Genomic DNA, 24,533 nt, shown 5'->3' on the forward strand with positions numbered 1-24,533 from the left:
AAATAATGAAAAAAAATAAATTGTTAATAGGGACTGCTATCGCTTGTTTAGCGCTAGCAGTTCTCATCTGGCTCGCATTTTCACAGCAAAGTTCTTCTGCTTTAACTTCATCTGTAGATAGTCGACAAGAGAAATTTGGCTTAAAGCAAGTTGAAAGTCAGAATGGTTTTGCTCGTCAAAATACAATGAATCTGAGTCCGTCAGAGAAAGAAAGATTATCTAAGCAACAAATTGTTTTTAAGGAGATAGAAAAGGATCAGCTACCTTCTAATGTTAATTTTCCATTGATTAAAAATGGACAAGGCATGGTGATTAAGTATGATCCAAACGTGATTGAACTCAAAAAAGTGGGTGATACTCTTAAGTTTCAAATGTTGGAATATGGCATTAACCGCACAGGGAAAATTGTAGAGATCGAACCTGTTGACCAAGATATTGTTCGGTGGACAGGGAAATTTGATCAGGGAGATCCAAATCAGAATTTCTTTACCATCACCCAAAGTCAAAAAGACCACTATACGATCATGCAAATTTTTACCGAGAAAGGAAATTATTCGGCTGAAATTAAAGATGGTGTTGGGTTGGTCCAAACGATGGATGACGGAGTCACTGATCAGGAGTTACATCATGATCACCCTTAGTCAAATAAATGGTTCAGATGAGAAAAGAGTATAGTTCGCAGTTTATCTGTACGGATATGAGCTTTATGCGTTCACTCTCTTTTAAAAACAAAGTATGCTTATGCCTGTAACAAGGAGCATACATGTATCAAGTACTTGCTAGAAAATACCGTCCACGTAATTTCAATGAGTTAGTGGGGCAAAACCATGTTTCTCGTGCATTAAGCAGTGCATTGGAACGCGGTCGTCTACACCATGCTTATTTATTTACAGGAACGCGTGGTGTGGGGAAGACCACAATTGCACGTATTTTAGCCAAGTGTTTAAACTGTGAAACAGGTGTGACCTCTACACCATGTGAAGTCTGTGCAACTTGTAAAGCGGTAAACGAAGGCCGTTTTATTGACCTGATTGAAATTGATGCTGCTTCAAGAACAAAAGTAGAAGATACGCGTGAACTTTTAGACAACGTTCCTTATGCGCCAACGCAAGGTCGTTTTAAAGTTTACCTGATTGACGAAGTACATATGTTATCTACGCATTCCTTTAATGCGTTATTAAAAACATTAGAAGAACCACCAGAACACGTTAAATTTTTATTTGCAACGACTGATCCACAAAAGCTGCCGATTACGGTTATTTCACGTTGTTTGCAATTTACATTGCGCCCTTTAGCTGTCGATGAAATTACAAAGCATCTTGGCACTATTCTTGAAAAAGAACAGATTGTTTCTGACCAAGATGCAATTTGGCAAATTGCCGAGTCTGCTCAAGGTTCATTGCGTGATGCGTTATCTTTAACCGATCAGGCAATTGCCTATGGTCAGGGTGCTGTACAGCATCAAGATGTTAAAGAAATGCTCGGTCTAATTGACCGCACCATTATTTATGATTTGATTTTAGCGATTCATCAGAACCAACGTGAAAAAGTTAGTCAGCTTTTATTACAATTTAGACATCAAGCGCTCGATGTTTCACTTGTACTTGATCAGTTGATTTCGACATTGCATGAATTGGCAATTTTGCAATATTTGCCTGATTTGAGTTTGAAATATAGCGATGAAATCAATCGCAAAATTATGCAACTGTCTAAGCTGATTTCTGCTCAAGATTTACAGCTTTATTACCAGATTGCATGTAAAGGACGATCTGACCTACAACTTGCCGTGACGCAAGAACAAGGTTTTGAAATGTGCGTTTTACGCTTATTAGCGTTCCGTCCTCTAACGCCAAATGAAATTGTAGTGTCAGAGCCTGTTCAACAAAATCAGCAAGTTGTGGTGAATCAGCAAGTTCAGCAAACAGCTCAAGATATTGCTCCTGTAAGTGCTGTGCAGCCAGTTGAAGTTATTAACCAACCCGCTATGGTTGAACCTGAACCTGAACCTGAACCTGAACCTGAACCTGAACCTGAACCTGAACCTGAACCTGAACCTGAACCTGAACCTGAACCTGAGTCTAATCAGGATCTAATGGTATTTGACCCAAATCATCATGAGTTAATTGGATTTGAGTCAGCGTCTGTTCAAGAGACAAGTAATGTTTTGGAGGAAGATTTTATTCCGGTACCAGAACAAAAGTCAGTACAAGTTCAGGCTGAAACCCAGACCCGAAGTATTGAACCTGAACCAGCTTTCAATGCTGAGCCTATAGGTTTATTTGAAGCTCCTAGCACTGATTTTTCACTTGCCCAAGATACGCCTGTTACTAATGATTTAGCCTTAAAACCCGTTGTCGAGCAACCGTTACTGGTGGAAAACCCAGAGGTGATTGAGAAGGTCGAAGTTGTAAAAGAAGTTAGTGCAACTGATAACGGGCAGCTTATGCCTCAAGACATTTTGAAGCTAACCACGCAAACCTTAGAAGGCGAGTGGACACTAGCAAAATGGGAATATTGGTTTAGAACGAGTCAACTTTCTCCAGCCGTTCAAGAGCTTGCTCAGCATGGTGTGATGACAGGTCAAATTGGTGGCAATACAGTTTTCCATATTCCTCAAGAATATGAAAATATGTTGACTCAATTACAACAAGGTCTTATTGATGCATTAAATGAGCAATGGCCTGATACCCAATTTACAGTTGAATATGGTGCTGTAAATACGGCTACACCATATATCATTCAAAGTGCGCGTAAAGAAAAAGCCTTTCAAAGAGCAGCTGAGTTATTACAACAACAGCCAGTCATTAAAAGCCTTATAGAGACCTTTGATGGCGAATTACAAAATATTCAATTAAAGCCTTAACTTTTTAGTCCTGTGATGAGCTTGGAAATTATACAATTCCATGCTTTTTCACGGGATTGAAACATTCAGGTCACGTCACTGTCATTGTACTTTTCTATGTTAGCCATTTTAGATTTTAAATGGATTGTGCATAGATATGAAAAGGCAATACGCGGGAATAACTTCTTTTAAATATTCATATTTTTTATTGATCAGCGCACTTTTGCTGAGTGGCTGTAACGACTCATCAAATGATAATTCAAATGCACCAGACACAGGTAAAAAGCCTGTAATGCGCTGTGCTCCTTAAACTTAAATAATAAAAAGAACCTGATCATGATTACACGTCGTAAATTTTTAAATTACTCTTTAAATATGGGCTTTGGTGCTGCGGCATTGGCGGCTTTCCCATCTAGTATTCAAAAAGCTTTGGCAATTCCTGCAAACAATAAAACAGGCACAATTCAAGACGTCGAACACGTTATTATTTTAATGCAGGAAAACCGATCTTTTGACCATTATTTTGGAACATTAAAAGGCGTTCGAGGCTTTGCTGATCGTTTTACGATTCCTCTACCAAGTGGACGCCGTGTTTGGGAGCAGCTTAGAAGTAACGGGCAAGTTTTAACGCCTTTTCACTTAGATGGCACAGCCAATAATGCACAGCGTGCAGATGGTACGCCTCATACATGGAATGACAGTCAGTTAGCTTGGGACAATGGGCGTATGGCGAATTGGCCAGCTCATAAAACCGATATATCAATGGGCTATTTTAAAGAAAAAGAAATTCCATATCAGTTTGCGCTTGCAAATGCCTTTACCATCTGTGATGCCTACCATTGCTCTATGCACACTGGAACAGATGCGAACCGTTCTTATCATTTAACGGGTACAAATGGGGCGACACCGACCAAGCGTTCATTTGTAAACAATGAATGGGACTGGATTGATGGTAATCCAGCCACGGCAGATCGTGGTTATACGTGGAAGACTTATGCAGAACGTTTGGAAGAAGCCGGTGTAAACTGGATTTGTTATCAAAATATGCCAGATGAATGGGGCGATAATATGCTTGGTGCATTCCGCTCATTTAGAAAGGCAAATATCGCATCTGGTTATCCGGTTGCAAGCGGTGGTGAACCAAACAAACCATATGCCGACACGGGACAAAAATTACCGTATAAAGCTTATGATGCTGTGACTGATAATGCCAAAAATCCATTATATAAGGGCATCGCAAATACGCTACCGGGCAATAAACCTGAAGAATATCTCGACGCTTTTAAACGAGATATTCGTGAAGGCAAATTGCCGCAAGTCTCTTGGATTAATGCGCCGTCAATTTATTGTGAACATCCAGACCCTTCAAGCCCAGTTCAAGGGGCGTGGTTTATTCAAGAAATAATTGATGCATTAACTGCTGTACCAGAAGTTTGGAGTAAAACAGCACTGATTATCAATTTTGATGAAAATGATGGATATTTTGACCACGTACCATCACCATCTGCACCATCTCGACTTAAAAATGGTCAATACGCAGGGAAATCAACATTAAGCAGTGCCGATATGCAGGATGAATATTTTGATCATGCTGCACCAGAGGGTAGTCATTCTCAACCTACATCTGATGGGCGCGTTTATGGTCCAGGCCCACGTGTTCCGTTATATGTGATTTCTCCATGGAGCCGCGGTGGCTGGGTCAACTCTCAAGTTTTTGACCATACGTCCGTGCTTATGTTTTTAGAAAAACGATTTGGTGTAAAAGAGCCGAATATTAGTCCATACCGCCGTGCAGTGTGTGGTGATTTAACCAGCGCATTTAATTTTAAAACTCCAAATGCAGATGTTCTACCGCAGCTCAATGGAAAACAAACACGTGTGCAGGCAGATGAGTTAAGAGAGCATCAAGAAGCTCTGCCAGCTGTTCCCGTACCGACAGATATTAAGTTACCGATTCAGCAAAGTGGCATACGTCTGTCACGAGCATTGCCTTATGAGTTGCATACCAGTGCGCGTTGTAAAGCGGATGGTAAGGTGCAATTGATTTTCTCTAATACAGGTCAGCAAGCGGCGGTTTTTCATGTATATGACAAGCTCAATCTCGACCGTATTCCGAAGCGTTATATTGTAGAGCCGAATAAAACCTTAGATGATGAATGGGATGCTTTAAAAGATAACTTAGGTCGCTATGATTTATGGGTGTTAGGCCCAAATGGTTATCATCGTCATTTTAAAGGAGACACTCAACGTCTTGTCGATAGTGGAATTAAACCTGAAATTCGAGTGTGTTATGACATTGCTAATGGCGATGTGTATGTTGAGCTTATGAATGATGGGACTAAGGATGCAATATTGATTGTAAAACCTTGTGCATACAGACAGGATGCTCCATTACAACTTACCGTAAAAGCGGGTCAAGTCGTTAAACAACACTGGGCTTTGGCTGATGTAGGACATTGGTATGATTTTGAAATTACATGCCAAAGTGATGTGTCTTATTATCGACGCTTTGCTGGTCGGGTTGAAACAAGTGAAGATTCGTTTAGTGACCCAGCAATGATCTAAATGATAAAGAGGCAAAAAGAACAACTCATTTTCTTTTTGCCTCATTTTTTATAATAAAAATTTCTCTAAAACGTCACGAGTAGATTCAGAAATTGGAACGGTCTTACGCGTTTCACGATCAACAAAGACATGCACAAAATGTCCTTGAGCTGAAGCTTGCTCTTGCCCTTGTTTAAAGATGGCCAGTTCATAGCGCAGTGAAGTGTTACCGATTTTACCAATAGCAACACCTACTTGAATAATTTCGGGAAAAGATAATTCCTGAAAAAAACTACAAGCTGAATCGACCACTAAGCCAATTGATTGTGATTGATGAATATCAAAACCTGTTTTTTGAATGAGTAAGGCATTTGCTGCCGTATCAAAATAGCTATAGTAAGTCACATTATTCACATGACCATAGATATCGTTATCTGCCCATCGGGTTTGAATATCTAAAAAGAACTTAAATTGATCGCGGTTTTTTAAAACTGGTTTAGTCATCAATGAATCGCCTGATAAATTGCCAAAGCAGCAGCTTCTGTCATGTCACGAGGGTTATTTTGTAGCAAGCGAGTTTGTAGCATGGCATCTTGAGCTAGCTTAGGTAGACTAGAGTCTTCAATATCCAAATCTCTAAGTTTTAAGACCAAACCACTACGATCTAAATGATTCTGCATATGGTCAATAAACAGATCACACAGACCATCGGTGCTGCCATTACTATATGGATCGAGCCATTGCATCAGCTCTGCATAGTATTTTTTTGCATTTGGTGCATTAAATTTTAATACTTCAACCAACACTAAGGCATTGGTATGCCCATGCGATAAATGAAAATGTCCGCCAAGTGGATAAGCTAAAGCATGCACAGCGGCAACGGGTGAATTTGCAAATGCTTGACCTGCGAGCATCGAACCGAACAACATATTTTGTCTGGCTTCTAAGTCATTTCCGTTTTTAAGAACTTTCGGTAAGTTATGGTTCAGTAACTTCAAAGCATTTTTGGCTAAAATATCAGTATAAATATTCTTTTTATGCTTAGAGGTATATGCCTCAATGGCATGCACCATCGCATCAATACCTGTTGCGGCAGTAATATGAGCGGGTAAATTTTGAGTAAAGGTCGCGTCAAGAATCGCAGCATCGGCATAAAGCACTGGAGAGACAATCCCCATTTTTGTTGTCTCGCCCGTAGTCACAATTGAAATTGGGGTCACTTCTGAGCCTGTACCAGCGGTAGTGGGAATTAAAATGAGTGGAAGGCGAGCTGTGGTTACCTGATTTACGCCATACATGTCTTGCAAGCTTTGAGTCTGGTCGGGGTGTGCGAGCAAGGCAATTACTTTTGCAACATCTAAAGAACTGCCACCACCAAAACCAATAATGGCGTCTACATTTTGCTGTTTTGCATAATTGGCTGCATCTAATACCACTTGTTCTGGAGGGTCAGCCTGAACATCGGCATAAATGACATGTTCAATATTAAGGGTATCTAAAATTTGAATGATGGGTAGATGTAGCTGGTTTTTGATCATGCCTGCATCGGTGACAAGTAACAACTTACGGTAAGCTTTTGATGACAAAACATTCTGTAATTCTTGTATAGAGCCTAAGCCTGAGATGATATTTGGAACGGTTTGAAATTGAAAATGGCTCATATACGTTATTTCCTTATTCTTGAACATTATTGTAGAAGGGTTCTTTAGGATTCAATCTTTAAGTAACTTAGCATAAGACACTTTAAAATAAAGTAGTTCTGAAGTGATTATGTTGAGTGTTGTATGAGATAAGCACTACTTTCATATGGTAGAGGGGGGAAGGTAGGCGGAGATCATGCAAGGTATTTAAACGTTTATGGAAAGGTGGGCTTTTTGTTATTTATACTGTTCGGTAGATTTTCCTGAAGGCTACTAATTCATATAATGACCAAACAATTTATAATTTTATTCGGTTCAAAAGTGAAAATTTCTAAAACTGTACTTAGTCTTATTGGATGCTCTTGTTTAATGCTCAGCTCAGCAGCAATGGCGAAAACCAGCTCTAGCGTCTATTCACCTAAAAATGGTGTAATTTGTGACAAATATATCTGCGTTGACAAGAAAGGTGTATCTAAAAAACTTACAGCCAAATACTTAGGAACTAACAAAGCAAACAAAGCATTCTCTCAAGGCGATTTTGATACTTCTGCATTCACACTCTCAAATGGTGTGTTCTGTGATACCAAAACAAAACTATGCCATGTCGATCGATACTTTCAAAATGGACATCGTAGTAAAGTTGATAGAAAAATGACGGATAAACTTTTTAAAAATAAATGATTTTTATCCTAGTTTTACTAAAAAGCCCATAATATTGGGCTTTTTTCTAGATGAATATTTTAAATTGAATTTTAATAAAACGATTATTAAATATTAAAAATGAATCTAAAAAGTTAGGTGATGAAAAAATCTAATAAATTGCCTGATTACTTTTAGTGTTTTTGGGTGTGTTTCCAATTAGCCTAAAGACTACTCCATTAGAAGCAAAACCTAAAAATAGTTATTTCATCCAGATGAGCCTAAAAGCTCAAAGAATGACCATTCATTTTATTATAGTGGAAATTAAATATTGATATTCCATAATAGAAGCTTTTTTTGAATTACCGCTTATCAGTTTTTAATCAATATTTATAAATGCTTAGCTATACTATTTGCTCAAATAAAAAAGGAAGATTACATGAATAAAATTATTTTGGGTTTATTAATCTGCAGTGGACTTTCAGTAAATACTTATGCTGTCTGTACTTATAATTTTGATGCAACTCAAGCTCAAGTCGATGCGGTAAATGCAGCAGGAGGGAGACCGATTAAATTAATGTCTCCGATCAGTATTTCTGAGCAAAAAGGTACGGCAACAATTGGTTATATAGGAAGTACACCAGCTGACCAGATTGTAGCTTCAGGTAAAATGATAAGCCTACCTTCTATACAGACTACTTTAGTTGATAAGTCAGTAATAGGAACAAATATTGTTGCTGCAGAATTTATATTTGATGTTTTGAATATTAAAAACATTGCATTAGGAGATAGCCATGAAGTTCAACAGTTAGCTTTTAATGTATTGGGAGCCTCTAATTTAAAGAATGAAATTAGTTTAGATCTTGGTTATGGGTTAATTAATAAAGATGCAAATTATGTTGATGGAAGCTATGTGACTCTCACGGGAGCAAGTACTAAAAGAGATACTTCTGGCTCAGTAGTTGCAAAGGAGCTTGATCGAAAGGTAATTCCTGTTACGGTACCAACAGATGGTAAAGTTAGAGTTGGACTTTATTTTAATCAGGTTAGTAAACAAATAGGTTATATCATCAATGGTACTAATTATGGATACCTTAACTTACTTGCTGAAAACTCTTTAAAAAGTATTGGATTTAAAGGGGCAGGAATACAATCACCAAATGCCAACTCTAAATTTCTTGGTAAAACTGTTTCAGTTCGGCTAATTACTGATAAAGCAAATATGCAGTTTACCTATCCAACAGGTACCACTGATATTTGTGGCAGTACCAGTTAAGAATTTCATTAAATTAAAAACCACTCATTTTAGTGGTTTTTTTATGGGAGAAATTTATGGGGGGAAAGAAAAAAACGACTAGTTTTAGTTTTGATGTAGCTAAACAGGCAGAAGACAAAGTTAAGAAAATCACCATGAAAACTATATAATCATAGAAGTTAGTGATGCCAATAGTCACTTTTTAGGAGACGGGCTTCGTATGAATTTAGCAAGTCTCGACAAGTTATGAATAATTTCTATTCTATTCTATTCATTTAACGAATAATTTATTGATATAAAAGGCCCTGCAAATTGCAGGGCCTTTTTTTAGAATCTGTTCTTTAAACTTAGAGCTGGTTTTTCTATTAGTTTCCAGCTTAATATAGCTAAAATTATTGTGACTATGAATGTAAGAAATATATAGATTGGTTCATGCAACAACCCAATGGTCACAAGAGTATTTACAACAAGCATATAATAAATATATATCCCATAAGAAATGTCATTGTGTTTTAACAACTTATCACTGAGATTTTTATGAGAAAATGCAAATGATAGAGTGACCAAAGAAAGCAAAACTGTTGTAATTATTTGGAAAATGTTACTCATCTCATAAGCATGTGTCTCTTTACCTAAATACACTCCGAATATTAAAAAATAAACTACATAGATCGTGAACCAAACAATAAACTTATTTTCAATAAATTTAGATAATTTTGTCCAAAAAATATAGAAGGATGAACCGATCAAAAAATTAAAAAGATAAGGAATGATAGATACAAAACTTAATTTTTTAATAATATTTTCATCGAGCCCAGCAAAATAGAAGTTTGTAATAAGGGATAATATAAAAAGAAGAAGTAAAAAAATGCTCCTTTTAGTTTTTTCATAAGAAAAAATATAATGGGAACAAGAATGTAAAATTGAACTTCAACTGTAATTGTCCATAAAGCTCCATTGGGTGTACCTACACCCCAGAATTTTAAAATTTCTGGTGTATAAAACTGTAAAATTGTTAATTGACTAATTAACCATATATAAAAACTTGTATGTGTAAGTAGAGAAAATGAAGAGAAAAAAATGAGAAGTAAAACTGTAATAAATAAGCATACGTATAGAGCAGGATAAAGCCTTAATATTCGATTAATACTGTATTTTTTAATATCATGATTACGATCAAATGCCCAAAAGATAAGAAATCCACTGACAGTAAAGAATATTGGGACACCAGGAAAATATTGTAAAAATTTATCAAAAAATTCACGTAATAAACCATTTATTTTCAGGTGATTTAGACTATGGATATATACGACTTGACAGGCTGCTAGAAGTCGAATGAGGTCGAAATTATTAGTCCGGGGAATTGATAAGAGCATATCCGTATTGACTGTTGTTATTAAAATCGAAAGCAATTCTACAGGGCAGCTAAATCCTAGTCGTTGAGTTTTTTATGTTTATGTTTTTGTTTATATCAAAATATGTTTTCTTAAATTCATAATTAAGTCAGTTTAAGTATTTGTAATTTAAATATTAAGAAAAGAATATTATGCAAGATGTTCCTCTAAAATTTAGCTGCTAATAAAGAAGCTTTAAAGTGCTTGGTACTGCTTACTAACTATCACCAAGGCGATGTAAAAGGCGTTATCTTGTAAGACCATTGCTACATTGAAATCTGTGAACAAAAAACTAATCAAGAACAATTTTTCTATAGTTGAATTGCTAACCAGATTGCATTGTGAAGGCTTTTGTTCTTCTATTAAAAAATATGCTCATACGATTAATAACAATGTTAATTTGATTGTTTGCCTTAAAGTCCTTAGAAGGGGCATTAACCTAATAAAAAATAATATAAAAAAGTTATTCCTCTGTGGGAAAGCCCTCTAATGAGGGCTTTATTATTTTCTTAAAAATTAGAAGATCGGATCGTTTATCGACTGATTTATCAACTTTTAATCTATTGATAAACATTATTTTCCTTTTCAAGCCCTGTGAGTTTTGACAAAATGCAACACGTCACAATGGTCAATTCAATTCTGACAATAATTTATAGTTTTGTCAGGATGTTGCATGCACCATATTTATTTCTATGTAATTCAAATATTTGGAAGTAATTTCTAATGGAAACACAATATAAGGTGTTATGTGTCTGTTTAGGAAATATTTGCCGTTCTCCCACGGCTGAAGTGGTTTTTAGACATTATTGTGATGCACATCAACTCAATGTAATTGTCGATTCTGCTGGAACGAGTAATTATCATCCAAATAAAGCACCAGATCAGCGTAGTCAGCTGCACGCTAAAAAAAGAGGCTATAACTTATCTTCTTTACGTGCAAGACAGCTTTCAACTCTAGACTTTTTAGAATTTGATTTGATTTTGGCAATGGATCATCAAAACTTTAATGACATTCATGACATGCTACAAAGTGCAGTTTCTCAGTTTGGGACTCATCAAATTCGTGCAAAAGTAGCTTTAATGAGCGAGCATGATCCTGAATATCCACAACAAGCCTTGCCTGACCCTTATTATGGCGGAGCTGAAGGCTTTGAACGTGTACTCAATCAATGCGAGTCCAGTAGTTTGGCATGGATTAATATTTTAAAAAAACAATTGAATGTTTATGAGTAGGTTTTTTAATACAATGCAAATTCAAAATCAGGTACAGCTTAAGCCATTCAATACTTTGAGTTTAGATGCAACAGCGTCTCACTACACCAAAGTCCAAACTATTCAGGATATTGAGGAAGCTTTGGGTTTTGCTGAACAGCATAATTTAAATGTACTTGTATTATCGGGCGGTAGTAATATGCTACTGCCGCAACAGATCAATGCGTTGGTTATTCATCTAGATATTCAAGGTATCGAAGTTTTATCTAACGATGATGATTTTGTTCGAGTTAATGTCGGTGCAGGCCAAGTCTGGCATGATTTCGTTTTGTACAGTACTCAGCAAAATTGGTTTGGCTTGCAAAATCTAGCACTTATTCCAGGCTTAGTTGGTGCTTCACCAGTACAAAATATTGGTGCTTATGGGGTAGAAGTAGGTGAGTTTATTGAGTCGGTACAAGTGTATGACCGTAAACTTAAACAAACTCAGACAATTTTAGAAGCAGACTGCCATTTCGCCTATCGTCATAGCATTTTTAAAGATGATCCGAACCGTTATATCATTACGCATGTGACTTTTAAATTGCTTAAACATCCCCATTTAAAGCTTAACTATGGTGATTTGAAGCAAGCAGTTGGAGATAATCAGACTGCCGAAAATTTACAAAATCAAGTCATTCATATTCGTCAAAGTAAGTTACCTGATCCAAAAGAATATCCAAATGTAGGAAGTTTCTTTAAAAATCCGATAGTTAATCCTCAAGAGTTTGAGCAGTTAGTCACACAATTCTCAACAATTCCACATTATCCTCAAGCGAGTGGAAACGTTAAAATTGCAGCAGGATGGTTAATTGATCAGGTGGGTTGGAAAGGTAAACAACTTGATATGGTGGGTATGTTTTACAAACAGGCATTGGTTTTGGTCAATTATGCCAATGCATCTCTTACTGATGTAAAGAAAACTTATCAGGCTGTACAACATGATGTTGATCAGCGTTTCCATATTATGTTAGAACCAGAGCCTGTGCTTTATAACAGTTTAGGTTTAATTGAAAATCATACGGAATAGTTTTATGCCACAAGTACACTTAATGGTACGTTTAGTACAAGTAGTCACCGTGCTATTTTTACTATTGGGCTGTTTCGTGGTTTTTTTATATTCGCCGTTTTATTCAAAATTAATTGTGGCTGGACTTAATTATTTTGTACCGGTTGATGTTAATCAAGTCGCTGCTGAAAGCCAGAGACAGGCTGCATTAAGTGAGCATGACAATTTAGAACCAGGCTCAAATCTATGGATTGCTCGTCAAGCATATTTAAAGCTGACTGAAAAAGCTTTACGTGAAAAAAAGACAACAGATCTGACCTATCTTCAAGAAAACTATAAGGCTTTGCAGCAAATTATTCTTTTAGAAGAAAAGGAACAAGATTCAGAGGCAGCCGCTTCTGTAACGGTTCCTTTAGTGGTTAAAAACTCAGAAATTGATGCTGCCGATGAAGCAAGTGCTCCCATTGATGAAGCTCTCTTTATTAATAGTTCGGAAAATAAAGCACTTACAGAGCAATATACTGAGTTTTTAGCAAGAAAACCTGAAGTACCAGAGCATCAAAAAGCTGTTAGTGAACCTGAACAGAAAATCGAATATGTGCGTAAAAATCCATTACCAGTGCAACCTAAAAAGTTATCAGAACCTTATGCAATTGTTGTATTGGGGGGAGGATTAACCTTAGATAAAAATGGTAAAGATATTGTTGTTAATGGCTACACACGCTTACGCTTGGAAAAAACTTTAGAAATTGAAAAACAAAGTCATCTTCCTATTGTACTTAGCGGTGTTGAAGCGCCTTATATGCAAACTTGGTTAAAAGAGCGTGGGGTGGAAGCAAAACTATTAGAAAAACGTAGTATGAATACATGTGAAAATACACGATTTAGCTCTCTGTTGCTTCAGAAGAAAGGGGGCGCTCCTACGGTTATGTTGGTTACTGATGAATATCATATGCCGCGTACACGTCGACTATTTGCTTTAAATGGCATAGAAACAATTCCTGTTGTGGCTCCAATGCCAACAGCACTAACACGTTGGCAACCAAGTGTGCAAAATTACGATCATAGCCGTCGTGCGAATTATGAATTACTTGCGACAATTCGCGACATGTTGTTTGGCTCAAGTGATTGTCGAGAGGTACCTTAATGTCAGATATCCCATTTCTCAATCCTGCCGTATTAAAACAATTAGATTTGCCGGTTCCCAACCGTGATCTTACGCCACAGGTTTTAAGTCCCCTCAATTTAAATACATTAGAGGAACCATCGCGAGATTTGCTGGCCTACCGCAAATTGTATGGTTTGCATTTACTTGAATGTGACCATTGGCAGGGTTATGTTCAAATGCCTTTATTTCGCTTACATGTGCAGGTTTTCAAACCTAAAATAGACAAAATACAAGGTACCGTCTGTTTGTTACATGGCTATCTTGAGCATAGCGGTATTTATCAGCCCATCATTCGTGAAATTCTTGAACAAGGTTTTAGTGTTATTACCTACGATTTACCAGGGCATGGTTTAAGCAATGGTTCACCAGCAAGTATTCAAAATTTTGATCACTATCAACAAGTACTGATGGCGGTTTATCAATATGTGAAACATGCAGATCAGTTGCCTAAACCTTGGGTGGGAATTGGACAAAGCACGGGCGGGGCAATTTGGATGCATCATTTATTAGAATATGCTGAAAAACGCCAAGATCCAATTGTAGATAGAGTCTTATTACTTTCTCCTTTGATTCGCCCTGCAAAAACCGCATGGTGGCATAATCCGGTCGGGTTAGGCATTATTCGCCGTATTAAACGCCAAGTACCAAGACACTTTAGACGTAATAATCATAATCCTGAATTCTTGCGTTTTGTTCGCTTAAAAGATCCATTGCAACCTCGGATGATGGGGATGGACTGGATTTTGGCAATGTCAAAATGGATGCAGGAAATGGAAGAACGGCCCGCTTGCCGTATCCCTGTCTGGCTTGCACAAGGTGCTCTCGATCAGACTGTAGACTGGCGTTACAACATTGAATTTATTCGTCGTAAATTTAGGCTTCAAACGCTATTAATGCTTGAAGAAGGTTCACATCAATTAATTAATGAACGTGCAGATATACGTGCGGCTTTAACAGGATTGATTCCAGCCTTTTTACATGCGAAACCAAAACATTTTTATTATTAAAAAATAATGCATCTATCCAATAATTCTGGATAGATGCATGGCTTAATCTATCTGCTTTATTTTGAATTTTGATAAAGCTGAATAAAGTTTTTATAAACTGAAGATTGTTTTTGTGGACTATACATATTGCGTTCAATCGTTCCTTTATCCGTTTTTATCAAAACGTTTACATTTTGAGCACTTTTAAACTCTTGCAAGAATTGGCTTGGAATAATAAAGAAAGTTGTTGAATGTTTAGGTACTAATCGACTTACATTCGTTTTTTCAGTCGCTTGAGCGGGTTGATAAGTAAATCGTTTGCCATCAATATCAAATATTAACTCGTTAATATCATAAAAGTTATAACTACTACTTAAATGAACATCTACACGCAGCTGATCTTTTTGATTCTCGTTCCATTTAACGAGCAAACTAGGACATAATTCAGTTGGTAAACAGTTGAGTTGACCAGCTGTCTTTACTACTGTAGGAACTGTTGCTTTATCTGTACCAAATTGTGTGGTGCTGCAAGCCGTTGTAAGTAGACAAGAACTCAATAAGAGTAGAGATTTCTTCATCATATAAATTCCAAGATAGTATGTTTAATATTATTTATGTTAAGACCAATAATTTTGACATAAATTAACGTGTAGTTGGGCTTAAAAATACAAATGGTTTTGCAATTTTAAAGGAAGAAGTAGCATCACCTGCATAGATATGACTTTGATCGGGCCCTAAATCAAGTCTACGCGTTTTACCATCTTTAAAATTAATCTTTTTTAAGTCAACCCAAAACACATTTGGTGATAGGGCAGACTCGAAAAAATAGAGCAGCTGTTTATGATCGGCCACAGTTCGCCAGCGAGTCGAAGAGATATTAGGTTCTTCTTGAGTATTTAGTCCATAGGGAACAGACGCATTTCGAATCACACTAAATACAGAGGCTTGAGCCTGTTTACTATCATCATTTTTAGGAATTGCATTAATGTAAAAAGATGCGCGTGCAAAGCGATCAGATGCTCGGTTTGTACCAGGAAGCATGATCGTTCCACCAATTTGTTTCCAATATTCGGCAAGTGCAAGTTGTTTATCGAAAGTAGGCGAGTTAGTCATGACCTGATAGCTGCGACTATGATGAATAATCTGCTTTCCGTCAATATATTCAATAATTGCGCTATCACCTGTTTTGTCAGAAATAGATAAATGCAGGGTGGTAAGCCTTGATTCACCTGGAACATTGTCGGTAACAATGGTGTAAGGTTCTTTTTCTAAAGCTTTAACAGCCTCATCTACAGTTGCAAAATTATCGAGTACATATTGCGCCCAAGCTGCAATACTGAGTAAAGGCTTATCTGTTTTTTTCACATCTGGATATTGAGATTCCACTAACCATAAAATATTGGCAACCAATCCAGCTTCATTCATGCCATCTGTTGTGGAAACTTCATAACCTGTAGCAATCACACTTCCATATTTAGATGTCCATTTTATTGAATTGGAGCCTGCACTACCATCACGGGTAACCCCGCTTGGCATAATCCATAAATTTGTACCCGTATCAACTTTCCAGTCCATCGAACGAGCAGTAATAATATGTTGGTTATTGCCCAAATATACAGCGCGTGTACAAGCAACAGCATAGCTACTTAAGCCTATCGCCAGTGCAACAAAAGAAGAGATGAATGTTTTTTTCAACATGATGAGATACCTTCTTGTTATAAGCATTAAAAAGTTTTTATTAAATAAAATTAAAATTTGTACGTTATTTATACTTTTATATTAGGTGAAAAATCGATTAAATACAAATTAAAAGGAGAGTCGAATTTAATCAAAAATCACATATTAGTTTTAAATATGGAAGAGCATCACACTATGAATGTAATGCTCAAATTATAGGATTAATATAAATCAAAAATGATTGGCATCAGCCATATTCCACATTCGATAATAAAAATTATCATCGTCGTTATTAAGTTCAGATTGTAAAAGTTCACCTTCTTTTAAGAAAAAATGCAATTGAGCATAGTTCTTAATTTCACGATCGTTTACTCGCTGAGCCAAATGGTGGGCTTTAATATCTGAAGGATGGCGTAAACCAGCCGCAGCAATCATTTCTGACAAAGCATGCAAGGTATTTTTATGAAAATTAAATACTCGTTCTGATTTGGTCGGTACATCAATGGCTTTTTGACGGTCTTTATCTTGAGTTGCAACACCTACAGGGCATTGGTTAGTGTGACAGCTTTGTGCTTGAATACATCCAACAGCAAACATGAAACCACGTGCTGAATTAACCCAATCTGCACCTAGTGCAAAAGTACTGGCAATATCGAATGCACTAATGATTTTACCACTCGCACCGATCTTAACTTGATCTCTTAGCCCTGCGCCGACAAGCGTGTTATGGACAAAACGCAAGCCTTCACGTAATGGTGTACCAATATTATCGCTAAACTCAATTGGTGCTGCGCCTGTACCGCCTTCAGAACCATCAACTACAATAAAGTCAGGAACAATTTTTGTTTCAAGCATTGCTTTAACAATACTCATAAATTGCCAAGGCTGACCAATACACAGTTTAAAACCAACTGGTTTACCGCCAGATAATGTGCGCAACTTCTGTAAGAAATGCATCATTTCAATTGGGGTAGAAAAACTAGAATGCTTTGCAGGAGAAATACAGTCATGATCGCGCGAAACGCCACGGATTTCGGCAATTTCTGCGGTAATTTTATGCTTAGGTAAAATACCGCCATGGCCCGGTTTTGCACCTTGGGAAAGCTTCAGCTCAATCATTTTGATCTGTGGTAATTGAGATTGTTTAGCAAACTTTTGCTCATCAAATTTTCCGTCTAGGGTACGGCAACCAAAATAACCACTGGCAATTTGCCAAACAATATCACCGCCATTTTCTAGATGGTAAGGGCTTAAACTACCTTCGCCAGTATCATGATAAAAACCACCTAACTGTGCACCTTTATTTAACGCACGAATTGCGTTGGCACTTAAACTACCAAAGCTCATGGCAGAGATGTTCATGATTGATGCGCTATAAGGTTGAAGGCATTGTGCATTACCAACCTGAATACGGAAACTCTTTGGATCTGCTGGTGGGCAAGGGCTTATTGAGTGGACAATAAAGCGATAGTTTTCTTGATAAACGTCAATGATTGAACCAAAAGGTTTATCTGCATTTTCATTTTTAGCGCGTTGATAAACTAGACTTCTTTGCATACGAGAAAAAGGCAGAGCATCTTGATCCGCTTCAATAAAGTATTGACGAATTTCTGGGCGTATATCTTCAAACAAAAAACGGAAATGCCCCATAATTGGGTAGTTTCTTAAAATTGAATGTTTATTCTGCAAAACATCATAAAGGCCTAATAAGCTTAGTGTACCCGTGAGCACCCATAAACCGTTAAGTAGAGTATCTGAAATAAAATAATAGATACTATGAGGCGTATATACGGTTCGAAACCACGTAATGCTGAGTGCAGTAAAAATACATAAGAACCAGAGAGAATGGCGTGAAAAGAATGTATTGAGAAATTTATGTCGAATGATTTGTGCTGGACTCGCCATATTGGAACAAATTCCTAATGTTTTACTGGCACATACCTTGCCAAGAAGCAAGTAAAACTACAAGTATGGAATTGTTAGTTTTAGGAGATAAGAAAGAGTACATTCAAAGGTTCGCTCGATTTAGAAATATATTTTTAAATAGAAAGTATTTTGACTATAAATAATATTTAATCTGAATTTTTTAGCATTAAGATAAATTATAAAATTAATGGATTTTATAAATGTTTAGCTGTACTAAAAAATATATTTTGTTAAATCATTTTCTAAAATCTATATATACAAACTAAATGTAAATTTAGATTTATTTAAAAATAAAAAATATTTGAATACTATTTGTACATTTTTGGTTTAATTAAGGCTGTGCTATTTAATTGTTTTTTGCTAATATAAATAAATTGAAATAATATTTTTTAATAGACATTACTACAACTATATAAGATTCTAAAAATTATTTAAGGACTGAAATGAATTGGAAATTATTAATATGCTCTATTCTTCTAACTGGAGTCTTTTTCCTAACTTTAATGTTCTATTTAGGTTTTGATTTAGATACTTTTAAAAGAGTCGTTCTAATACAAAGTTTGTTAGTAGCTGCGGCTATCATCTTTGACTCTATGGAACGAAAGAATAATCCTATTTTTCCGGGATGTATCGTTTATCCCTTACTTGGCATTGTATTTGTTTTGGGATTTACACCTATTTTAGATTTTTTTGCTGAAAGACCCAAAGGATTTCATAGTTGGGATATTAGGAATATGTTTGTGATCAACTCTAGCAGTGCAGACTATCAATTTAGGGAACTGGCTTGGTATGGCAAAGCTTATATACAGTTAGGTTTTGCTATGGTTGGTGGATTTCTTGGCTTATTTTTTCATCTAATTTTTAGAAGTAGTTAAGTTAATGCTAACTTCTTTTGGTAGGTGATAAGTTGTTTTAATTACTGAAAATTTAAAAAAAATCCTAGAACTGCTATAAATTACTTAGATTTCTTATTCATAAAATATTATTTTCTTATTCATTTGAAATATATAGAACAATCAGTAGCTTACTTTTTGTTCTTGTTTTTTTGACCAAAGGTTAAAAAATTATAAAATATCAAAAGTTATGGTAAATTTTAACTAATGAAAAGCTATCATTTTTTTAGTAAAACTAATAAAAGCTGAATAGAAGTATCGAAAATTCATATAAAAAGTGTAATAAAACATAAAAATTTTTCTAATTGAGAAATTCATCAGAAGTTGAATTATTAATTGATATTTAAAATGAAACTTATGTTAGTGTTTTTGTTGTTTTTTTGTATTATGCGCGGTCAGTAGAGTAAAAAAATAATGCTTTGAAAAAACAATCAGAAAAGCTAGTGATTGTGATGGGGAAGGCTAGTTTTTACATCTATTAATTTTATTGGCGTAATGTAAAAAAGGTTTTTTACCATGAAAAAGTCTCTCATTTGTTTACCAGCAATTGCTATGGGTTTAATGTCTATCACTGCCGCAAATGCTGCAACAGCAACAGGCACCTTGACTGTTAAAGCAACAATTACAAATAGCTGTGTATTGAATACTTCAGCTACAGGTACAACAGCTAACGCAGTTTTAGATTTTGGTACTTTAAGTTCTCTTGCTAGCAACGTCGATGCAGACACTACAACGACAGGTGGTACAGCCATCAAAGTTTTATGTAACAACACTGTGCCATGGACTTTGGCTTTTGATGCCGGCAAAAATGCTCAAACGACCCAACGTCGTATGATTGGTGGCGCAACAAGCAACGAATTTATTCCTTACAATCTCTTCTCTGACACTAACCGTGCAACAGCAATTGGTATTTCAACGACTGCATATAGTGGTACTGGTACTGGTGCGCCACAAGCAGTTAACGTCTATGGTCGTATCCCTGCTGGCTCAACTTTGCCAAGTGCAGGTAGCTATGTTGACACTGTAACTGTAACAGTGACTTATTAATTTTTAATAAGTTTTATTGTGTCATTGCTAGCTCTTGATTCAGAGAGCTAGCCTAATTTGAGAAAAGTAGTTCTGGGCAAATCATGAGAAAAAATATCTTTGTTATTACAAGTTTATTGTTATTTTTGCCTAGTATGCTGAACGCTGCATCAATTCGTCTTTCGCCTGTAAGTATTGAAATATTAAATGATCAATCGGCATCCTCAATCAGTTTATATAACCAGTCAAATGAAAGTACTGATTTGCAGGTACGTGTATTTGAATGGCGCCAAAATGCTGGGCAAGATCAACTGATACCTACAGATGAGATCGCGGTTAGCCCCCCGTTTTTAAAATTACAACCTAATGATTCTTATAACTTACGTGTAGTTAGAATTAATCCAGCACCCGTTTCTGGTGAGCAAACATACCGTATTATTATTGATGAACTACCAAAACCGATTGATAACCGTAAAGCGGATCAAGGGATTAACGTCCTACTACGTTCGTCATTGCCTCTATTTGTCGTAAATAAAGATGCAATTACTAAACTCAATTGGTCAATTCAACAAGAGCAAAATACTTCTTCTCTTATGATTAGCAATGTTGGCAATCGACATGCACTTTTAAATAATTTAACGCTTGTTGATGTGACAGCAAATAAAAGCTATCCGATTAAAGTAAATACGGTGAATGGTTATATTCTTGCTGGCAAAGCAAGAAATTTTAATATTAGCCCTGATTTTAAATTTCAAACGGATCATAAATATAATATTTCATTGAATATTAACGGTAAGCAAACATCTCTTTAAAGAGGCACATATGAAATATCTCGTAAGTGCCTTATGTGTTATGTACTTGCCGATTCATGCTTTTGCTGAATCATTGCAAGATAACACCAATATTGCTTTACCAAGTATTCCGGAAGTTACAAACTCTTCTCATCAGGTGTTTAGTTCTGATAAGGCGTACACACAGCTTTTTTTAAAGATTTCTATTAACTCGAATATTTCAACAGATTTAATCTCGGTACACCAAGATCAAGATAGAAAGCTGTATATTCGTGCTCGTGATTTAAAAGTTTTAAGGGTAAAAATAGATGAACACACTCCAGATAGCCAATGGGTGTGTATTAATGAGCTAAAAGAAATCCAGTTTAAATATCTAGAGAACGAGCAGTCTCTAAATTTACAAATTCCTTCAAACATGTTGGCGGATTATTCAGTTGATTTAAATGGTCAGCAGCTCACGAGCCCTCATTTACTGAAAATGGAGCCCTTAAATGCGGCTATTCTGAACTATAACCTCTATCACACCCTGACTAATGACGAGAATGTTTTCTCCGGTTCGGCAGAAGGGATTTTTAACAGCGCTATTGGTAATTTTTCTTCAGGCATTTTATATAACGGTAGTAATGAAACTAGTTATAGCCATGAAAAGTGGGTGCGCCTAGAGAGTAAGTGGCAGTATGTAGACCCTGAAAAGATCAGGATATATACCTTAGGGGACTTTATTTCCAATAGTTCTGACTGGGGGAGTAGTGTGCGCCTTGCGGGTTTTCAGTGGTCGAGTGCTTATACTCAACGTGGTGATATTGTCACTTCGGCATTACCACAATTTTCTGGCTCGGCTGCACTGCCTTCGACACTGGATTTATATGTCAACCAACAAAAGATTTATTCAGGGCTTGTACCCTCAGGTCCGTTTGACATTAAGCAGCTACCGTTTATTTCGGGTAATGAAGTCACGCTTGTGACCACTGATGCGACGGGTCAGCAGAGCATTACCAAACAGGCTTACTATTTTTCATCTAAAATTTTGGCAAAAGGCATCAATGAATTCTCAGTAGATGTCGGGGTTCCACGTTATAACTATGGGTTGTATTCAAACGATTATGATGATGCTACTTTTGCATCAGGTGCGATTCGATACGGCTACAGTAACTCGCTGACCTTAAGTGGTGGTGCAGAAGCTTCTACAGATGGGCTATCAAATCTGGGCACTGGTTTTGCCAAAAACCTGTTTGGTTTTGGGGTAATTAATGCTGATATTGCAGCAAGCCAATATAAAGATGAAAACGGTTATTCTGCCTTGGTTGGTTTAGAAGGGCGTATCAGTAAGAATATTTCATTTAATACCAGTTACCGTAAAGTATTCGATAACTATTTTGACCTTGCCCGTGTGTCCCAAGTTCGATATTTAAAAGATAATCAGGCCGATGCTGAACCCAAAAACTATCTGAGCTATAGTGCGCTAGCAGATGAGATTCTTAGGGCAGGGATTAACTATAATTTTTATGAAGGCTATGGGGCTTATCTGGGTTACAACCAGATCAAATTTAGCGACAACTCTTATAAGTTAGTCTCTGCCAATTTAAGCGGAAGTCTGAACAAGAACTGGGGATTTTATAGCTCAGCGTATAAAGATTATGAAAATCACAAAGACTATGGCATTTACTTTGCACTGCGTTATACACCATCTACTAGAGTTAATACGATTACAAGTATTTCTAATGAAAGTGGTAAAACAACATATAGACAAGAAATAAATGGATTTAGTGACCCACAAATCGGTGCATTTGGATGGGGAGGCTATGTTGAGCATGATCAGGATGCCAATCAAAACAATGCATCTATCTATGCATCTTACCGTGCCCGTGCTGCTTATCTGACAGGTCGATATAACAAAATAGGAGAGAACGATCAGGTTGCACTTTCAGCGACAGGATCGTTGGTTGCAGCAGCAGGGCGGATTTTTGCAGCCAATGAAATTGGAGACGGCTACGCAGTTGTGATCAATGCTGGACCGCAAAGCCAAATTCTAAATGGTGGAGTCAATTTAGGAGCGACTGATCGAACCGGTCGATTCTTAATTTCAAATTTAAGACCCTATCAGCTTCATCATATCTACCTAGATCCATCATATTTACCTTTAGAATGGGATGTTACTTCAACTAACCAAACAGCATTTGTGGGTTATCGCCAAGGAACCTTAGTAGGCTTTGGTGCTCATCAGGTTATTTCAGGGTTAGTAAAACTTGTTGATTCGAATAACTCAGCGTTATTACCAGGTTATAGCGTTCGAATTAATGGACAGCAAGATGGGGTAGTTGGCTACGACGGTGAAGTATTTATTCCAAATCTATTAAAACAAAACAAACTTGAAGTCGATCTTCTGGATCATGGTTCATGCCAAGTTAATTTTGCATATGAAAATAAGCAATACAGTGCTAAAAAATTGGGGCCTTATGTATGTCGATAACTACTGCGAATCATAGTTTTTGGATGAAGAGTAAAAAGTTTTCATTGGCCATAAAGTATATTTTAGCAATTGTTCTGTCTTTTATATTATATGCATTTTTTAGCTCTGCACATGCTGCTTGTACGGTAACGGGAACGACTAATAGTACGTATACCTATACGGCTGCCACAATTAATAGTGATGCAAACATCAACTTTTCTGGCACGATTAGCTGTCTTGGGGGGCGTACTACTCCTGAAATTTCAGCTTATATGTGTATGAAAACCGTATTTACGGGAACTACGAACGCCAATAACAGCATTTCATTACCTTATACGGTCACTGCAACTGTGGGTGGCGCAGGTTCTTCTACCACAAATCAGACCTCAAATGTTTGGTATGGACCAGTGAGAACGGTCGCTTCAAATAATATTATTAGTTACTCTGTAAATGTAAAAGTACCAGCCCGCACTGGTTCGCTCATTGCATATCCTAAAGGCACATATACTGGTACGGTTCAGCTTTTTTGGGACATGCAGGCAAGCTCTAGCACTGTCTGTGAAGGTAATAGCGGAGGCGGTTGGGATTCAGGTAATGCCACTATAACAGCTAATTATGTTGTACCGAGTTTATGCCAATTAGATTCAACATCAAATGTAGATTTTGGCAATATTAATGATATTGGCTCGACTAGTCGTGATTACACTGCGCAAGGTGCAGTGAATACGACTTGTAACAATGGAACGCCATACAGTATTTACTTGGGGGATGGAAATAACCGTATTGCTGGTGGTTTTAGACGTATGACAAATGGTAGTAGTCAATATATTCCCTATCAGTTATATCAGAACTCGACTTATAGTACGGTATGGGATACTACAGGTGGTGTAACCGCGGTTGGAGGTTCTGGAGGTGTTTCCAAGACGGGATCGGGGAGTGCTCAAAGCACAAATGTGTATGGAAAAATTCCACAAGGTACTACTATTTCAACGATTCCCGGTAACTACTCAGATAGTGTTATTGTTACTGTAACTTATTGATTA

Annotated in this window: 19 protein-coding genes and 1 pseudogene; 15 read left to right on the forward strand and 5 right to left on the reverse strand. The window is 36.7% G+C overall.

Annotated elements, in window-relative coordinates; translation table 11 throughout:
* The first annotated feature begins 5 nt into the window (after window positions 1-5).
* From cpaB to BMW38_RS07355, 3 genes are all read left to right on the forward strand, one after another.
* The gene (gene cpaB / locus BMW38_RS07345; RefSeq protein WP_092706947.1) at window positions 6-641 is read left to right on the forward strand and encodes a metalloprotease secretion chaperone CpaB; all 636 of its coding nucleotides are present in this window, start codon (window positions 6-8) and stop codon (window positions 639-641) included.
* 122 nt (window positions 642-763) lie between these two features.
* On the forward strand, window positions 764-2,863 hold the full coding sequence (locus BMW38_RS07350) for a DNA polymerase III subunit gamma/tau (RefSeq protein ID WP_092706949.1): 2,100 nt from the start codon (window positions 764-766) through the stop codon (window positions 2,861-2,863).
* A 315-nt stretch (window positions 2,864-3,178) separates the two neighbouring features.
* A complete protein-coding gene (locus BMW38_RS07355) occupies window positions 3,179-5,407 on the forward strand; it encodes a phosphocholine-specific phospholipase C (RefSeq protein ID WP_092706951.1) in 2,229 nt (742 codons plus the stop codon).
* 48 nt (window positions 5,408-5,455) lie between these two features.
* On the opposite strand, the gene BMW38_RS07360 is transcribed toward BMW38_RS07355, so the two are convergent.
* On the reverse strand, window positions 5,456-5,890 hold the full coding sequence (locus BMW38_RS07360) for an acyl-CoA thioesterase (RefSeq protein ID WP_092706953.1): 435 nt from the start codon (window positions 5,888-5,890) through the stop codon (window positions 5,456-5,458).
* Window positions 5,890-7,047 carry an iron-containing alcohol dehydrogenase gene (locus BMW38_RS07365; protein WP_092706955.1) on the reverse strand — a complete coding sequence of 386 codons (1,158 nt, stop codon included), beginning with the start codon at window positions 7,045-7,047 and terminating at the stop codon, window positions 5,890-5,892. The genes BMW38_RS07360 and BMW38_RS07365 overlap by 1 nt, the downstream gene beginning before the upstream one ends.
* 348 nt (window positions 7,048-7,395) lie before the next feature.
* Between BMW38_RS07365 and BMW38_RS07370 the strand changes: the two genes are divergently transcribed.
* The 7 genes and pseudogenes from BMW38_RS07370 to BMW38_RS07405 all read left to right on the forward strand — a co-directional run bounded on the left by BMW38_RS07370 (window position 7,396) and on the right by BMW38_RS07405 (window position 14,749).
* The gene (locus BMW38_RS07370) at window positions 7,396-7,707 is read left to right on the forward strand and encodes a YcgJ family protein (RefSeq protein WP_092707160.1); all 312 of its coding nucleotides are present in this window, start codon (window positions 7,396-7,398) and stop codon (window positions 7,705-7,707) included.
* 397 nt (window positions 7,708-8,104) lie between these two features.
* Complete coding sequence (locus tag BMW38_RS07375; protein WP_092706957.1) at window positions 8,105-8,941, forward strand: DUF4882 family protein; 837 nt, start codon at window positions 8,105-8,107, stop codon at window positions 8,939-8,941.
* A 56-nt stretch (window positions 8,942-8,997) separates the two neighbouring features.
* Window positions 8,998-9,087: pseudogene (locus tag BMW38_RS19590) on the forward strand (HK97 gp10 family phage protein); the annotation flags it as partial.
* A 1,950-nt stretch (window positions 9,088-11,037) separates the two neighbouring features.
* On the forward strand, window positions 11,038-11,547 hold the full coding sequence (locus BMW38_RS07390) for a low molecular weight protein-tyrosine-phosphatase (RefSeq protein WP_092706963.1): 510 nt from the start codon (window positions 11,038-11,040) through the stop codon (window positions 11,545-11,547).
* A gap of 13 nt (window positions 11,548-11,560) precedes the next feature.
* On the forward strand, window positions 11,561-12,595 hold the full coding sequence (gene murB, locus BMW38_RS07395) for a UDP-N-acetylmuramate dehydrogenase (protein ID WP_092706965.1): 1,035 nt from the start codon (window positions 11,561-11,563) through the stop codon (window positions 12,593-12,595).
* A gap of 4 nt (window positions 12,596-12,599) precedes the next feature.
* On the forward strand, window positions 12,600-13,721 hold the full coding sequence (locus BMW38_RS07400) for a YdcF family protein (protein WP_092706967.1): 1,122 nt from the start codon (window positions 12,600-12,602) through the stop codon (window positions 13,719-13,721).
* Window positions 13,721-14,749 carry an alpha/beta hydrolase gene (locus BMW38_RS07405; RefSeq protein ID WP_092706969.1) on the forward strand — a complete coding sequence of 343 codons (1,029 nt, stop codon included), beginning with the start codon at window positions 13,721-13,723 and terminating at the stop codon, window positions 14,747-14,749. The genes BMW38_RS07400 and BMW38_RS07405 overlap by 1 nt, the downstream gene beginning before the upstream one ends.
* A 56-nt stretch (window positions 14,750-14,805) precedes the next feature.
* Here BMW38_RS07405 and BMW38_RS07410 read toward each other — a convergent pair whose 3' ends face one another.
* The 3 genes from BMW38_RS07410 to BMW38_RS07420 all read right to left on the reverse strand — a co-directional run bounded on the left by BMW38_RS07410 (window position 14,806) and on the right by BMW38_RS07420 (window position 18,310).
* Entirely contained in the window at window positions 14,806-15,309 is a 504-nt protein-coding gene (locus tag BMW38_RS07410) for a hypothetical protein (RefSeq protein WP_092706971.1), read from the reverse strand.
* Between the two features lie 61 nt (window positions 15,310-15,370).
* The gene (locus BMW38_RS07415; protein WP_092706973.1) at window positions 15,371-16,426 is read right to left on the reverse strand and encodes a linear amide C-N hydrolase; all 1,056 of its coding nucleotides are present in this window, start codon (window positions 16,424-16,426) and stop codon (window positions 15,371-15,373) included.
* Window positions 16,427-16,636: 210 nt separating this feature from the next.
* Window positions 16,637-18,310: an FMN-binding glutamate synthase family protein gene (locus BMW38_RS07420; RefSeq protein ID WP_213031119.1), complete on the reverse strand. Its 1,674-nt coding sequence runs from the start codon at window positions 18,308-18,310 to the stop codon at window positions 16,637-16,639.
* A gap of 464 nt (window positions 18,311-18,774) precedes the next feature.
* On the opposite strand from BMW38_RS07420, the gene BMW38_RS07425 reads away from it, so the two are divergent.
* The 5 genes from BMW38_RS07425 to BMW38_RS07445 all read left to right on the forward strand — a co-directional run bounded on the left by BMW38_RS07425 (window position 18,775) and on the right by BMW38_RS07445 (window position 24,530).
* On the forward strand, window positions 18,775-19,206 hold the full coding sequence (locus BMW38_RS07425; RefSeq protein ID WP_092706975.1) for a hypothetical protein: 432 nt from the start codon (window positions 18,775-18,777) through the stop codon (window positions 19,204-19,206).
* 534 nt (window positions 19,207-19,740) lie between these two features.
* The gene (locus BMW38_RS07430; protein WP_017392181.1) at window positions 19,741-20,271 is read left to right on the forward strand and encodes a Csu type fimbrial protein; all 531 of its coding nucleotides are present in this window, start codon (window positions 19,741-19,743) and stop codon (window positions 20,269-20,271) included.
* Window positions 20,272-20,354: 83 nt separating this feature from the next.
* Window positions 20,355-21,062 (forward strand): fimbrial biogenesis chaperone, encoded by a 708-nt coding sequence (locus tag BMW38_RS07435; RefSeq protein WP_092706977.1) that lies wholly within the window; start codon window positions 20,355-20,357, stop codon window positions 21,060-21,062.
* A gap of 40 nt (window positions 21,063-21,102) precedes the next feature.
* The gene (locus BMW38_RS07440) at window positions 21,103-23,511 is read left to right on the forward strand and encodes a fimbria/pilus outer membrane usher protein (protein WP_092707162.1); all 2,409 of its coding nucleotides are present in this window, start codon (window positions 21,103-21,105) and stop codon (window positions 23,509-23,511) included.
* Window positions 23,502-24,530, forward strand: coding sequence for a Csu type fimbrial protein (locus BMW38_RS07445; protein ID WP_092706979.1), 1,029 nt, complete (start codon window positions 23,502-23,504; stop codon window positions 24,528-24,530). The genes BMW38_RS07440 and BMW38_RS07445 overlap by 10 nt, the downstream gene beginning before the upstream one ends.
* Window positions 24,531-24,533: the final 3 nt, after the last annotated feature.

Origin of the sequence: Acinetobacter sp. yr461 (assembly GCF_900110445.1) — a bacterium.
Lineage (GTDB): Bacteria > Pseudomonadota > Gammaproteobacteria > Pseudomonadales > Moraxellaceae > Acinetobacter > Acinetobacter calcoaceticus.

Excerpts from the sequence above, each read along its gene's own strand:
- cpaB (WP_092706947.1), top strand. The coding sequence starts at position 6 with ATGAAAAAAAATAAATTGTTAATAGGGACTGCTATCGCTTGTTTAGCG.
- BMW38_RS07350 (WP_092706949.1), top strand. The coding sequence starts at position 764 with ATGTATCAAGTACTTGCTAGAAAATACCGTCCACGTAATTTCAATGAG.
- BMW38_RS07355 (WP_092706951.1), top strand. The coding sequence starts at position 3,179 with ATGATTACACGTCGTAAATTTTTAAATTACTCTTTAAATATGGGCTTT.
- BMW38_RS07360 (WP_092706953.1), bottom strand. The coding sequence starts at position 5,890 with ATGACTAAACCAGTTTTAAAAAACCGCGATCAATTTAAGTTCTTTTTA.
- BMW38_RS07365 (WP_092706955.1), bottom strand. The coding sequence starts at position 7,047 with ATGAGCCATTTTCAATTTCAAACCGTTCCAAATATCATCTCAGGCTTA.
- BMW38_RS07370 (WP_092707160.1), top strand. The coding sequence starts at position 7,396 with ATGCTCAGCTCAGCAGCAATGGCGAAAACCAGCTCTAGCGTCTATTCA.
- BMW38_RS07375 (WP_092706957.1), top strand. The coding sequence starts at position 8,105 with ATGAATAAAATTATTTTGGGTTTATTAATCTGCAGTGGACTTTCAGTA.
- BMW38_RS07390 (WP_092706963.1), top strand. The coding sequence starts at position 11,038 with ATGGAAACACAATATAAGGTGTTATGTGTCTGTTTAGGAAATATTTGC.
- murB (WP_092706965.1), top strand. The coding sequence starts at position 11,561 with ATGCAAATTCAAAATCAGGTACAGCTTAAGCCATTCAATACTTTGAGT.
- BMW38_RS07400 (WP_092706967.1), top strand. The coding sequence starts at position 12,600 with ATGCCACAAGTACACTTAATGGTACGTTTAGTACAAGTAGTCACCGTG.
- BMW38_RS07405 (WP_092706969.1), top strand. The coding sequence starts at position 13,721 with ATGTCAGATATCCCATTTCTCAATCCTGCCGTATTAAAACAATTAGAT.
- BMW38_RS07410 (WP_092706971.1), bottom strand. The coding sequence starts at position 15,309 with ATGATGAAGAAATCTCTACTCTTATTGAGTTCTTGTCTACTTACAACG.
- BMW38_RS07415 (WP_092706973.1), bottom strand. The coding sequence starts at position 16,426 with ATGTTGAAAAAAACATTCATCTCTTCTTTTGTTGCACTGGCGATAGGC.
- BMW38_RS07420 (WP_213031119.1), bottom strand. The coding sequence starts at position 18,310 with ATGGCGAGTCCAGCACAAATCATTCGACATAAATTTCTCAATACATTC.
- BMW38_RS07425 (WP_092706975.1), top strand. The coding sequence starts at position 18,775 with ATGAATTGGAAATTATTAATATGCTCTATTCTTCTAACTGGAGTCTTT.
- BMW38_RS07430 (WP_017392181.1), top strand. The coding sequence starts at position 19,741 with ATGAAAAAGTCTCTCATTTGTTTACCAGCAATTGCTATGGGTTTAATG.
- BMW38_RS07435 (WP_092706977.1), top strand. The coding sequence starts at position 20,355 with ATGAGAAAAAATATCTTTGTTATTACAAGTTTATTGTTATTTTTGCCT.
- BMW38_RS07440 (WP_092707162.1), top strand. The coding sequence starts at position 21,103 with ATGTACTTGCCGATTCATGCTTTTGCTGAATCATTGCAAGATAACACC.
- BMW38_RS07445 (WP_092706979.1), top strand. The coding sequence starts at position 23,502 with ATGTCGATAACTACTGCGAATCATAGTTTTTGGATGAAGAGTAAAAAG.